Source organism: Salinispora oceanensis, from assembly GCF_000383575.1.
GTDB classification, from domain to species: Bacteria; Actinomycetota; Actinomycetes; order Mycobacteriales; family Micromonosporaceae; genus Micromonospora; species Micromonospora oceanensis.
Window position 1 is genome coordinate 1,503,343 of sequence record NZ_KB911579.1, and the last position, 14,136, is coordinate 1,517,478.

The window sequence follows — 14,136 nt, forward strand, 5'->3', positions numbered from 1 at the left end:
GCGACCGATCCCCGCGTCGTCGCCGCGGAGCTCGCCGAGCACGCTCGTCGCCTCGACCCCCGCACCGTGCCCGCCGACGTCTACCGCGCACTCACCGGCGACCCCGTCACCGCCCGGGACATGCTGGTCGCGCAACAGCGACTCGCCTGGCAGGCGCTGGTCGCGCCGCTCTGGCGCCGGATGCGCGGCCTGCTCGACGCGGACATCACCGCCCGGTCTCGGCAGCTGGCCGATGGCGGCCTGGAGCGGCTGTTCGCGGATCTGCACCCGCGGGCGACGTGGAGGAACGACGAGCTGCACCTCACCGGCTTCCGGCGCGGGGCCGTGGATCTGCGCAGCCGCGGCCTCGTTCTCGTCCCGACCGTTTTCGGATGGCCGAATCTCGGGATCGGCCCCACCGACGACAGTTCCGTGACTGTCCCGGTGCTGGTGTATCCGATGCTCGACGCAGCGCAGCTCTGGGAGCCCGCCACACAGCCACCCGCGATCGTGCGACTCCTCGGCGCTGGGCGCGCATCCGTGCTGGCCGAAACCCTCATCCCCAGCACAATCGGCAGCTTGGCCCAACGGGTGGGCCTCGCCCCGGCAACCGTCTCGCAACACCTCGCCGTTCTCCGCGACGCCGGCCTCGTCACCGCCAGACGACGCGGCCGTGAAGTGCTCTACTACCAGACACCGCTTGCAGCCACGCTCGCGGGGAGGGCATCGAGGCGGTCGACGTGCTTGCCGTGTGGGGGTCACCGGGAGCGACGAACGGTAGTACGCTGCGGCTCCATGGGCATCTCCCACCATGGCCGCACCGAGCGGCTCGACTTGGCCGATCCCTCACTGCGCGAGTGGACGTGCCGGGTCCTACACGTCGACCCCGACCGCGGCATCGTTCTGGACCGGTCCGCCTTCTACCCCGGAGGGGGCGGGCAGCCGCCCGACCATGGTGTGCTGCTCTGGCAGGGTGTGCAGACCCGGATCGTCGGCACGCACAAGGGCGACGACCTGTACCTGGTCCCCGCCGAGAGCGACCCGGTGCCGCCGGTCGGCATCGAGGTGCGGGGCGCTGTGGAGGACGACCGGCGCACGATGCTCATGCGCACGCACTCCGGGCTGCACGTGCTGTGCGGGGTGGTGTTCCGTGACTTCGACGCGCTGGTCACCGGCGGCAACATGGAGCCGGGCGAGGCACGGATGGACTTCAACCTACCGCAGGTCCCCGTCGGGTTCAAGACCCTGCTGGAGGACGCGGTCAACAAGGAACTGGCGACCGATCGGCGGGTGTCGGTGCGGGTGCTGCCCCGGGAGGAGGCTCTCGCCATCCCCGACATCGTGCGGACCCAGACCAACCTGATCCCGCAGGACGAGCAGGAGGTCAGGATCGTCGACATCGAGGGCCTCGACGTGCAGGCCGACGGTGGCACGCACGTCGCGTCCATCGGGCAGGTCGGGCGGGTGCAGGTGGTCAAGGTCGAGAGCAAGGGCCGGCAGAATCGCCGGGTCCGCATCCGCCTCAGCAGCTGACCGGCGCGACCCGGGCGGTGCCCAGTCCTGCCAGCACGCGGCGAGGACCCGATCGGTCGCACCACGCCGGTTCCACCGTGTGAAGTGGGAGTACCCGGTCTGCCAGGGCGGGAAGTCCACCGGCAGGTACCGCCACGGGCAGCCGCTCCGGCCCGCGAGCGCCAGCAACGCCGGTCCGCACCACGTACAGGATGCCGTCGACGATCGCCCGCCGGGGATGCTACTCCGGTCTGCCCATCCACTGCGGCGACGGCGGCATCGGCTCGACGATCTCCCACTCGGCACCGGTCAGGTCAGCCGGATACCGCCGCATTCGATCCATGCCCGTCTACCGACCGGACCCGGGTCGTCGGTAGCACCCACTGTGCGCACGCCCGACCAGCACACATTTCCAACGCGATCTCAGGCGGGCGCATCGGCGCGCTGTCGGCAGGGCACGCCCCACATACGGTGTGACAAACTGTCCCCCGCCGTATTCGACTGTGTGGAGATCCTTGATGATCAACGACGAGGCCCGGTCCGAGGTCTACGACCCGAACGCCATCATCGACAAGTGGATGACGGTCTGGGACGAGCTCCGCACGTTCGAGGCGCGCGATCTCACCAGCGGATACGAGGAACAGCCACGGTCGTACGTGGTGAGCATGTTCCCATACCCCTCAGGTGACCTGCACATGGGTCACGCGGAGGTGTATTCGATCAGCGATGCACTCGCCCGCTACCTCAGGATGCGCGGCGCGAACCTCCTCAACGGAATCGGCTGGGACTCGTTCGGCCTGCCGGCGGAGAATGCCGCGCTCAAGCGCAACCTCGATCCACGTGAGTGGACCTACACCAACATCGAGACCCAGGCGGAGTCGTTTCGCAGGCTCGGCGTCTCCTTCGACTGGCGTACCCGGTTCCACACCTCCGACCCGGAGTACTACCGCTGGAACCAGTGGCTGTTCCTGCGACTGTTCGCCGCCGGCCTGGCCTACCGCAAGGAGGCGGCGGTCAACTGGTGTCCGACCGACCAGACTGTGCTCGCCAACGAACAGGTTGTCGCCGGCGCGTGTGAGCGCTGCGGGACGAGGGTGATTCAGCGCCCACTGACGCAGTGGTTCTTCCGGACCACGGCGTACGCGCAGCGGCTGCTCGACGACATGGCGCAGCTGGAGGGCAAGTGGCCGCACGAGGTCCTCGCGATGCAGCGCAACTGGATCGGCCGGTCGTCGGGCGCGCACGTCGACTTCGCCGTCGAGGGCCGGGACAGGCCGGTACGCGTCTTCACCACCCGACCGGACACCCTGTTCGGAGCCACCTTCCTCGTCGTCGCGGTCGACTCGCCGCTCGCCGACGAGCTGTGCTCACCCGAACAGCGGGAGGCGTTCGAGGCGTACCGGAAGGAGACCGTGACCAGCACGGCGATCGAGCGGCTCGCCAACGACCGGCCGAAGACCGGGGTCCCGCTCGGCGTCTCGGCGGTCAACCCGGTCAGCGGTGCGCGCATCCCGGTGTACGCCGCCGACTACGTGCTGGCCGAGTACGGTACCGGCGCCATCATGGCTGTTCCCGCGCACGACCAGCGTGACCTCGAATTCGCCCGCGCTCTCGGGGCGCCGGTGCGGGTCGTCGTCGACACCGGCGCGCCAGACCCGACCGAGACGGGCGTCGCGACCACGGGCGCCGGGCGGCTGGTCAACTCCGGTGACTTCACCGGGATGGACAACTCCGAGGGCGGCGCTGCGATCATCGAGTGGCTGAGCGGGTCGGGGCTCGGTGAGCGGGCGGTCACCTACCGGCTGCGGGACTGGTTGCTGTCCCGGCAGCGGTACTGGGGAACCCCGATCCCGATCGTGCACTGCGACGCCTGCGGGCTGGTGCCGGTGCCCGACGACCAGTTGCCGGTGCGTCTGCCGGAGACGGGCTACACCCTCCGTCAGGAGGGTGGCAGATCGCCGCTGGAGAGTGCCGAGGAGTGGGTCGCCACCAGCTGCCCGAGCTGTGGTGGTTCGGCCCGCCGAGACACCGACACGATGGACACCTTCGTCGACTCCTCGTGGTACTTCCTGCGCTACCCGAACCCCGGCTACACCGACGGCCCGTTCGACCCGGCCGGGGTGGCCCGCTGGCTACCCGTCAACGAGTACATCGGTGGTCGGGAGCACTCAACGGGCCATCTCATGTACGCCCGCTTCCTGGTCAAGGCCCTCTACGACCTGGGCATGCTGTCGTTCAACGAGCCGTTCGAGCGGCTGACCAACCAAGGTCAGGTGATCATGAACGGCAAGGCGATGAGCAAGAGCTTGGGTAACCTGGTCAACCTCCAGGAACAGATCAGCCGGTACGGCCCGGACGCGGTCCGCGTCACGATGGTCTTCGCCGGACCAGTCGAGGAGGACATCGACTGGGCGGACGTATCGCCCACCGGCGCGGTCAAGTGGCTGTCCCGGGTGTGGCGTCTCACCGGCGACCTGCCCGACCAAACCGCCGGGGAGGCCGATCCCGGCTTGCGGCGGGCGGTGCACCTGCTGATCGCCGGCGCTACTGCCGCCATGGACGACCGGCGGTTCAACGTCGCCATCGCCCGGTTGATGGAGCTGACCAGCGCGCTGCGCAAGGCCACGGACAGGGGTCCGGGTGCGGCCAACCCGGCGGTTCGCGAGGGCACCGAGGCACTGGTACGGATGTTGTCCTGCTTTGCGCCGTTCACGGCGGAGGAGGGGTGGCAGCGGCTGGGCCACACGCCGTCCGTGAGCGACGCCGGTTGGCCCGAGGCCGACCCAGCCCTGCTGGTCGAGGAGACGATCACCTGTGTCGTTCAGGTCAACGGCAAGGTTCGGGAACGGCTGGACGTGCCGACGGGCATCGGGGAGTCCGAGCTGAGGGAGTTCGTCCTGACGTCGGACAGGATCCGTGCCCTGATCGGCACCGCCACCGTCGACCGCGTGATCGTGCGGGCACCGAAGCTCGTCAACATCGTCTCCGCCCGCTGAGGGCCGACCAGCCGGTCCCGGGTCCCCGGCCGCCCGCCGGGTCCCGGGTCCGCCCGTACGTCGACGCCGCAGGCCGGTGCGGCCGGTCCCGACGGTAGTCGCCCGGTACGGCAACAGGCAGGCGCCACACCGTGGCAACCGCCCATCGGCGTGCCACGACGGAACCATCTGACCGAGGTTCGGGCCTGGCGGGGTATCACCCGCCGTCTACTAACCGTAGCGGGTCCATCATCTCCGCGTTGGCCAGCGCTCCTAGCGGCGTCGGCGTGTCACGGACATGTCCGCGTTCGGACAAGCGCTTCCGTCAGCATGATCCGTGAATCGCAGCTTCGCCCGAACAGCACCAGGAAGGATGGCCATGTCCAGCAGCACGGTTCTGAGCGTTGACGCTCGTGCCATCGTGGCGGCTCTCTCCGACACCCACGAGTGCCTGGTGTCCGCCGCCGATCTTTCCAGGATTCTCGATGTCGACGCCGACGATTGGGCGCGCTTCGCGCGTAACTGGGACGACCTCGAACAAGACATGTTCATGGCCGATGGCGGTACGTACCGGCATCGCCGCTACGGGCAGTTCATGCTGGACCCGCATAGCGGCGAGTTGACCGCACTGCCCCACGAGCCGTACCGGCAGGAACTCTTCTTCAACCGGCTCAACGGCGGCGTCGACCGGATCTACGAACCGCTCACCGAAGTGTTCGCCGGGGACCGGCTGCTGCGAAACCTACTCGTCGCGCTCGGCCGGATCTTCACCGCGATCGACGACACCCAACGCTGGCTGATCAAGCTGCACCCGGTACGGATCACGGCCGGGAAGGAGATGGGCAAGCCCGCGCCCGAGGGCCGCCACCGTGACGGCGTCACCTTCGTCGGCTCCCTCATCATCGACCGCCTCAACATCACCGGTGGCGAGAGCAGCACCTACAACGAGGCCGGTGAGCGACTGCGGACGGTCACCCTCGCCGAACGCGGCGAACTGCTGCTCAACGACGACCAGCGCACCTACCATGCGGTCACCCCGATCGAGGCGATCGACAAGGACCAGCCGGCACACCGTGACGTTCTGGTGCTCAACTACTCCGCACTGCCCGGCCGGCTGTAGCCCGGAACACCCGGACACCCGAAGGAGGATGGGTCATGATCGTCCGAACTCCGGGCGGCTCGGTGCCGGCGCAGACCACCCGAGTGCCCGCGTAATGGCCGGGGATCAGCAGATCAGCCACCGACAGCGGTTGTTGGACCTGCTCAAGCAGCGGGATGGCCTCACGCCTGCGGCGCTGCACGCCATCGAGCGGGCCGATCGGACTTCTCCGCTGCCCCTCTCGTACGCCCAGCAGCGACTCTGGGTCCTCGACCGCCTGCTGTCCCGGCGCTCCGTCTACACCGCGCCCATGGCCTACCGGCTACTCGGCCGGCTCGACGTGTCGGCGCTGCGTGCGGCCTTCACCGGGGTCGTCGCGCGCCACGAGGTCCTGCGGACGACTTTTGCCGTCCGCGACGGCGTGCCGGTGCAGGTCATCGAACCTGCCGCCGAGGTTGCCGTCGACCTGGTCCGCCTGACATCACTGCCACCGGACGAGGTCGAGGCGGAGGCGCTCAGGCTGGCCCGGGACGAAGCGGCGGTGCCGTTCGACCTCGAGAAGGGTCCGCTGCTCCGCGTCAAGCTGCTCGAGCTCGGCGTGGACGACCATGTCCTGTTGCTCACCATGCACCACGTCGTCACCGACACCTGGTCGATGGGGGTGATGTTCCGGGAGCTGCGCGTGGTGTACGAGGCGGCCGGCCGAGGGCTGCCGTCGGGGTTGCCTGAGCTGCCGATCCAGTACGCTGACTTCGCCGCGTGGCAGCGTTCCGCCGCCAGCCGAGAACGGCTGCGCGGTGACCTTGAGTACTGGACGGCGGCGTTGCGTGGCGCGCCGCAGATCGTGACCGTCCCTCCGGACCGACCGCGGCCGGTGGTTCCCCAGTTCAACGGCGGTGAACACCTCTTCACGGTCGGGGCGGGGACTGCCGAGTCGCTGCGGTCGATCGCGGTGGCCGAGAACGCGACGCTGTTCATGGTCCTGCTCGCCGCGCTCATGGTGCAGTTGGCCCGGTACACCGGGGAGGACGACGTCGTGGTCGGCTCCCCGGTCGCCGCCCGGGGGCGGGTGGAGCTGGAACCGCTGATCGGCTTCTTCGTGAACAGCGTCGTGCTGCGTACCGACCTCAGTGGCAATCCGACCTTCGTGGAGCTGGTGCGTCGGGTACGACGCACCGCCCTGGACGCATATGATCACCAGGAGCTGCCGTTCGACTGGCTGGTGGAGGAGCTGCAACCGGTGCGGCAGCTCAGCGTCCATCCGCTGCACCAGATCAGCTTCCAGGTGGTGCGGCCCCGGGACGACGAGCCGTCCGGCCCTGCCGTGGCGGTCGAGGGCTCGGTGGCCGAGGAACCACTGAGTCTCCCCGGGCTGTCCGTCCAACCCTTCCCGACCGGGACCGCGACGAGCAAGTTCGACCTCGCCATCGCCCTCGCGGAGAGCCGGACCGGCCTCGCCGCCCGGATCGAATACTCCAGCGATCTCTACGAGGCCGAAACGATCGCGCGGTTCAGCGCGAACTTCCAGACCCTGCTGGACGCCGCCGCCACGGATCCCACCACGCCGATCGCCTCGTTGCCGCTGCTCGGCCCCGATGAGCGGTTCCGGATTCTGGAGGAGTGGAACGACACCACGCGCGACGACGTCCCACGAGCCTGTCTGCACGAGCTGATCTCGGCCCAGGCGACCCGGGACCCAGGCGCCGTCGCGATCCGGGCCGAGGGGCGGTCGGTCACGTACGGCGAGCTGGAGGAGTCCAGCAACGCCCTGGCCCACCACCTACGCGACCTCGGTGTCGGTCCCGAGGTGATCGCGGCGACCTGCGTCGAACGGTCGATCGAGGCCATCGTCGGCCAGCTCGCCGTGCTGAAGGCGGGCGGCGCGCTGGTGTGCCTGGACCCGGACCAACCCGGCGAGCGGCTGAGCTATCTGGTTGGCGACACCGCCGCCGTGGCCGTGATCACCCAGACCCACCTGGTGTCCCGACTACCCACCGGCCTCGCGGCGGCGATCGTCGTCCTCGATCCGGAACTCTCCGTGGTCAGGGACCGCCCGACGACCGCCCCGGAGACCGGTGTGGTCCCGGAGAACCTGGCCTACGCCATCTACACCTCAGGCTCGACGGGCCGGCCGAAATGCATCCTCACCCCGCACCTCGGCTTCGTGAACTTCATGGAGTGCGACCGCGAGGCGTTCCGGCTCGGTCCGGGCGACCGCGTGTTGCACAAGGCTCCGTACAGCTTCGACGTGTCGCTCTGGGAGACCTTCTGGTCTCTCAGCGCGGGTGCCACCGTCGTCATCGCTCGTCCCGGCGGACAGCGGGATCCGAAGTACCTGGCGCGACTCGTCCAGGACGAGCGGGTGACCACGATCCACTTCGTGCCGGTCATGCTCCGCGCCTTCCTGAACGAGCCGGAGACCGCCGCGTGTACGACGCTGCGGATGGTGCACTGTGGCGGTGAGGCGGTCACCACCGACCTGGTGGACCGCTGCTACCGGGTGCTGCCGATGGCGGTGCTGCAGAACCAGTACGGCCCGGCCGAGGTGTCGGGGCAGACCACCTACGGACCCCTGTCGCCCGGCAGTCCCCGGATCGCTCTCGGCCGGGCCACCTGGAACACCCGGCTGTACATTCTCGATGCCAACGGCATACCGGTGCCCCAGGGAGTGACCGGGGAGCTGTACATCGCTGGCACCCAGGTCTCCCGTGGCTACCACAACCAGCAGGCGCTGACCGCTGAGCGGTACGTACCCGACCCGTTCGGTGCCCCCGGCACGCGGATGTACCGATCGGGCGACCTCGTCCGCTGGCACTGCGACGGCACCCTGGAGTACGTCGGGCGCACGGACCACCAGGTGAAGATCCGGGGCTTCCGGATCGAACCGGGCGAGATCGAGAGCCACCTGCTGGCCCACCCGGCCGTCCAGGACGTCGCGGTGGTGGCCCGAGTGGGGCCGACGGGCGACAAACGGCTCGTCGGCTACGTCGTCCCCGGCGTCGAGGTGCCGGACGAGGACCGGCCGGGCCTGGTCGGCGCGCTGCGAAGCCACGTGACCGAGCGCCTTCCCGAGTGCATGGTGCCCAGCGCGATGGTCGTGGTCGACGCGCTCCCCCTCAACGCCAACGGGAAGGTCGACCAGAACGCGCTGCCGATGCCCTCGGCCCTGCTGGCGGAGCGGACACCCGTGCCCCCGGGCACGCGGGAGGAGCAGATCCTGAGCGACGTCTGGTGCGGTGTGCTCGGTCTCGACGAGGTCGGTGTCCACGACAACTTCTTCGCGCTCGGCGGTGACTCGATCCGAGCGATCGACATCGCCACCCGAGCGGAGGCCGCCGGGCTGCGCTTCTCACCGAACCAGGTGTTCCAGCACCAGACCCTGGCTGAGCTGGCCGCCGCGGCCACGCCGCTTGACGCGGTGACGACCGCCGCCGCCCCAGCGGCCGAGCAGGAGACGATCACCGGACCTGTCCACCTCACGCCGATCCAGCGCTCGTTTCTCGACGTCGGGGTCCCAGAACGCGACCATCTGACGCAGTACGTCGTCCTCGCGGTCGCGGCCGAGCTGGACGCGGCCACCATCGACCGCGCGATCGACCGGCTGATCGAGCACCACGACATGCTACGGGCCTCCTTCACCTCCGTTGCGGGTCGGTGGAACCAGGATGTCCAGCCGTACCGACCGGCCGCACGGCTTGAACGCCTGTCGCCGGTTGTGGCCAGCGGTGTACCGGCCCACGACGCTGACCGTGGGCTGATCGACGCCGCGGTCGAGCAGGCGCACCGACCGTTCGATCTCGCGGCCAGTGAGGTCGTCCGGGCCGTGCTGGCCGACCGTCCGACCGGCGGTGCGTTCCTGGTCATGGCGATCCACCACCTGTGCGTGGACCTCGTCTCCTGGCGGGTGCTCCTTGACGACCTCGACCGTACGTGCCGGCGACTCGCGGCGGATGCCGAGACGTCGTTGCCGCCGAAGACGACCTCCTACCGGGCTTGGGCCCGGCGACTGCACGAGTACGCGGCCTCGCCGGAACCCACCGCGGAGATCGAGCTGTGGCGGCGGATCGTGCCCCCGGAAGTCGCCCCGCTTCCCCGAGACCACGACGCCCGTGGAACACGGGAGGCAATGCGGTCCGTCACGGCGCAACTGTCGACGGGAGACACCCGGTCGCTGCTCACCGTGTTCCCGGTGGTGTTCCGGGCCGAGGTCAAGGACGCGGTCCTCACCGCCCTCATGGTCGGCCTCCGGCGCTGGACCGGTACCAACCGGCTGCTGGTCGACGTGGAGGGCCACGGCCGCGAACCGATCTTTCCGGAATTCGACCTGAGTCGGACGGTCGGCTGGTTCACCGCCGTGTTCCCGGTCTGCGTGGAGCTGCCAAATCCGGACGACGTCCAGCGATGCCTCCGAGCGGTGAAGGAAACGACCCGGGCGATCCCACGGCGCGGAGTCGGCTACGGCCTACTGCGCCACCTGCGCGAGGACGACCGGCCGCTGGACGGCCTGCCCAAGGCGGAGGTCTTGCTCAACTACCTCGGACGGGTGGACCCGACGCCGGAGCGAGACGCACTGTTCACCCCGGTGGGCGACCCGCTGCGGGCGGCCAGCGCCGGCAGCCGGCCGCGCGACCACCTCATCGAGGTGGTCGCGCAGGTCCGGGCGGACCGGATGGAGCTGACCCTCTCTTACGACGCCCAGTCTCTCGACGCGCCTACCGTCGAGGCGCTGGCTGACGCTGTGGTCGAGGCGCTGGAGGAGATTGCCCGGGCGGCGCAGCAGCCGGACGCCGGTTTCCGGATCGCAGCGGACTATCCCCTCTCCGGGCTCTCCACCGCGGAACTCGCACGCCACTTCGGCACGGGCCGCTCGATCGAAGACATCTATCCGTTGTCGCCGATCCAGGAGGGCATCCTCTTCCACACCGTGCAGACCGCGGACATCGGCTTGTACACCACCCGTCTGAGCTGGGAGACCGGGGACATCGCCCCGGAGGTGTTCAGGGCCGCGTGGCAGGAGGCCGGACGCCGCAATCCGATCCTGCGTACCCGGTTCGTGTGGAAGCTGATGAGTGGCCCGGTACAGGTCGTGGAGGAACAGTCGCGGCTGACCGTCACCGACCTGGACTGGTCCGACCTGTCGCCGCAGGAGCGCGAGACCGCGCTCGACGAACTGCTGCGCGACCGCCGCGAGCGCGGGATCGCCATCGACGACGCACCCCTGGTTCGGGTGACCTTGATCCGCCTCGACCCGGCGAACTGCCGTGTCCTCCTGGAGTCGCACCACATCCTGATCGACGGCTGGAGCATGGCCATGCTGCTCGGGGACGTCCTCGCGCTCTGCCGGGCGATCAGCGAGGACGAGCCGGCGCTGTCGCCTCCGCGGCGTCCCTTCCGGGACTACATCGCCTGGCTGCGGGAACGACCCGTGGCACCGGACCGGGAGTTCTGGACCGCGTACCTCGCCGGGTTCAGCGAACCGACCGCGCTGCCCCTGGAGAGGTCGACCGGACACCCGCAACTACACGTCCTGCACGAGGTGGACCTGCCGGTCGACTTCACCGACCGTCTCGGGCGCTTCGTCCGGGACGCCGGGATCACCCGGAGCACGGTGTTCCAGGCGTTGTGGGGGCTCGTACTGAGCTGCTACGCGGGCACCGCTGACGTCGTCTTCGGTGCGACGACGTCCGGGCGGGCCGGCCTTCCCGGGATCGAAAGGATGATCGGCATCTTCATCAACACCCTTCCGCTGCGCGTCCGGGTCGACCCCGGACGCACGCTCGTCGCCTGGCTGCGCGAGTTGCAGGAGGACTGGGGTCGCGTGCCGTCGGAACACACCTCACTGGTGGACGTTGCGGGCTGGAGCGAGGTGGATCGCCGAAAGCCGTTGTTCACGAGCATCGTCGTCTTCGGGAACTATCCAGTGGAGGAACCGGTGCGCTCCGCGCTCGGCGGACTGTCGCCCGACAAGCTGCGGGTCGACGAATCCAACCACTTCGCACTCAGCCTCGTCGTCGACGACGGTCAGCCACTGGTGGTGCAGCTCATGTACGACACCAGCCGCTTCGATCCGGAAGCGGTCAGCCAGATCGGGCAGAGCCTCGCAGCCGCGCTCACCGCGATCGTCGACCCGGCGACCGCATCGCCCGCCGACGTCATGGCCCACGTCGACGCCGTCCGCGGATGGGGCCGGGGGAAGAAACTTGCTTGACGATATCGCCGAAGCGATCAACGAGGTGCTGCCGCACGTGATGGCGGCGACCGGTACGCCGGGTGTGGCCGTGGCCCTCGCGACCAGCACGGAGTTGCGTACGGTGGCGGGCGGTTACGCGGACCTGGCCCGACGGGTGCCGATGACGTGTGCGACCGTGGCACCCGCCGGGTCGTTGAGCAAGCCGGTGCTGGGGCTGGGGCTGATGCAGGTCGCCGAGTCCGGTGACATCGACCTCGACGCGCCGATCGACGAGTTCCTCCCGCCGGGTACCAGGACGGGGATTCCGATGGGCGGCGGGCCGGTCAGCTCGGTGATGCTCGCCTCGCACCAGGGTGGATACCGGATCGACACGATCGACGCGCTCCTCACCCCACCGGGTCCGATCAACGACTACGTTCGGGAGCGGCACGCGGTCGGCCGGACCCGGGAGTACGGGGGTGTGGCGTCGCTCTTCGTCGAGCCCGGCGTGTACTCGTATTCGAGTTTCGGCATGTCGCTGATGGGCTGTGCGATGGAACGGGTCACCGGACAGCAGTACGCGTCATACGTCGACCAGATGATCTTCAAGTCGGCGGAGATGTACGACTCGGCGTTTCCCACGGGATCGTCGGAACCGTCACGGTGGGGCGATTTGAGCGCCGGCGGAAGTTTCGGCACCGGGTACATGTCGTTCGGCGGCTGGTGTGTGCCGACACCCACGTTTCACTCGGGCACCTATCCTGCCGCCGGACTGCTCACCTCGCCCGCGGACTACGCGCGGCTCCTGCAGAGGCTGCTGCGCACGGCACACGGCCAGGATGGAATCGTCACCCCGGCGGGACTCGCCAGGATGCTCACGCCACGGATCGCCCGGTCCAGTCCGGTCACCTCCGGGGAGACGGCCGCGGGGATCGCGTTCGAGCTCGGCGATCGGCGTCTGGGCGAGGACTGGTGGTGGGGGCACTCCGCCGCGTACCCATGGGGTTACTGGTGGGACGCGCGGGTCTATCCGCACCGCGATCTGGTGGTCGTGGCGCTGGGTAACAAATGGGACATGATGCGGTACGCGAATCCGATCGGCTGGAGTGCTCCGGGAATCGTGAGTCGACTGGTCGGCCGGTGGGTGGCAGCGGAAATGCCGTCGGTAGGCAAATTCGTCAGTGGTCACCGGAAATGGCCCGATCCCAGCACATTGGCATCGGGCTGGATGGGGGCGATTGCCGGGGAGCGCATTTACGGGACCCTGGGAGTCAGCGAGAGGTTGGCCGTTGAAACGGTCCGGGAAATGATTCAAGGAGCACGCCCGGTGGGTGAGACCGACCCGTCGGGTTGGGATGGCGCGGCGTTCGAACGGTGTTTCGATGCGATGGCCGGGGTGGCTCCGGATCCGGATGCAATCGCGCGGTTCGTTGACGGGGAGGGGCTCGCCGCAGGGCTTTGGGCACTGGAATGCGGTGCCAGCTCGGCGGACTTCCCGATGCCCATCGACGGCTTTGCCCGACCGCAACAGCGGAGGCGGCGCTAACTAACTGGTACTCCAACGGTAGCGGTGTGATCGGGGGTGTTGCCAGCTCTATCGGCAAGAGATCCCTGCCGAGTTGCCGCCGGTGGGGCGGCTGTCGACGTCGACGCCAGGTGCACGGCCGACTGGGCGGTCGCACCTCGATCTAGTGTGGTCGCTCGGCGGCCGGGCAGGCTTCCTCGCCTACGCCGCCCCGCATGGTCGCACCCGGGCCGACCGGGAGTCGTGCCTGCCGCGCGGCTGGTGCGACGACACGGCCCGCCGTGCCGGGGCCGCGATCGGCCGCGAAGGTCCCCGCGACCCGCGACCCGCCGACGGGGCCTGCGGCCAGGACTCGAAGTTCCGCACACGATTGGAGCAGCACAGGATCGACTACGTCCTGGCCGGGCCCGCAACCAGCGCGTCTTCACGGTGACGGGTAGCTCCCAGCCGGCAGAACAGCCGGCGAACACACCGGATCCACCAGCTGCGGCTGGAGTGCCAAGGGATGTCTCGTAACTGGCTGGAGGCGTTGCCCAGGTCTGGACCGGTGATCGGCCAGCGATGATGAAGTCGTGGAGCTTGGTGACAACGAAAGCGGCGTCGATCAATAATGTGTGGGCAGTCGCGCCGACGCGGATCCGTCCGCGCTGACCGTGGGCATCGAGACCGGCCGCGGCCCGTGGGTGCGGGCGTTGATCGGTGGCGGCTGCCGCAAGGTAGCGATCGACCCGATGCAGGTTGCTCGCTACCGGAGAGCGGTGCCCCACGTCGGGCGCAAAGTCCGACGCCGGCGATGATCGAGTACTGGCGGAACATCGCCGCAATTTGCATAGATCATTCTTATGTGTAAGATGGCGTTAAGGCTGGACGACCTACA

The 14,136-nt window shown here is 69.1% G+C and carries 5 protein-coding genes and 1 pseudogene; 5 read left to right on the plus strand and 1 reads right to left on the minus strand.

The window, feature by feature from the left end:
- The first annotated feature begins 66 nt into the window (after positions 1-66).
- A complete protein-coding gene (locus SALPAC4_RS26185; protein ID WP_019869684.1) occupies positions 67-1,512 on the plus strand; it encodes a DUF5937 family protein in 1,446 nt (481 codons plus the stop codon).
- A 57-nt stretch (positions 1,513-1,569) separates the two neighbouring features.
- Here SALPAC4_RS26185 and SALPAC4_RS29105 read toward each other — a convergent pair.
- Positions 1,570-1,680, minus strand: a pseudogene (locus tag SALPAC4_RS29105) (transposase); the annotation flags it as partial.
- A 329-nt stretch (positions 1,681-2,009) separates the two neighbouring features.
- On the opposite strand from SALPAC4_RS29105, the gene leuS reads away from it, so the two are divergent.
- The 4 genes from leuS (at position 2,010) to SALPAC4_RS0106965 (ending at position 13,280) form a co-directional block, all read left to right on the plus strand.
- Positions 2,010-4,487, plus strand: a complete 2,478-nt coding sequence (gene leuS / locus SALPAC4_RS0106950; protein ID WP_019869686.1) for a leucine--tRNA ligase — start codon at positions 2,010-2,012, stop codon at positions 4,485-4,487.
- A 358-nt stretch (positions 4,488-4,845) separates the two neighbouring features.
- Positions 4,846-5,586 (plus strand): 2OG-Fe dioxygenase family protein, encoded by a 741-nt coding sequence (locus tag SALPAC4_RS0106955; protein ID WP_019869687.1) that lies wholly within the window; start codon positions 4,846-4,848, stop codon positions 5,584-5,586.
- A gap of 28 nt (positions 5,587-5,614) precedes the next feature.
- Positions 5,615-11,773, plus strand: a complete 6,159-nt coding sequence (locus SALPAC4_RS0106960) for a non-ribosomal peptide synthetase (protein WP_223874707.1) — start codon at positions 5,615-5,617, stop codon at positions 11,771-11,773.
- On the plus strand, positions 11,766-13,280 hold the full coding sequence (locus tag SALPAC4_RS0106965) for a serine hydrolase domain-containing protein (protein WP_019869689.1): 1,515 nt from the start codon (positions 11,766-11,768) through the stop codon (positions 13,278-13,280). The genes SALPAC4_RS0106960 and SALPAC4_RS0106965 overlap by 8 nt, the downstream gene beginning before the upstream one ends.
- Positions 13,281-14,136 lie beyond the last annotated feature (856 nt).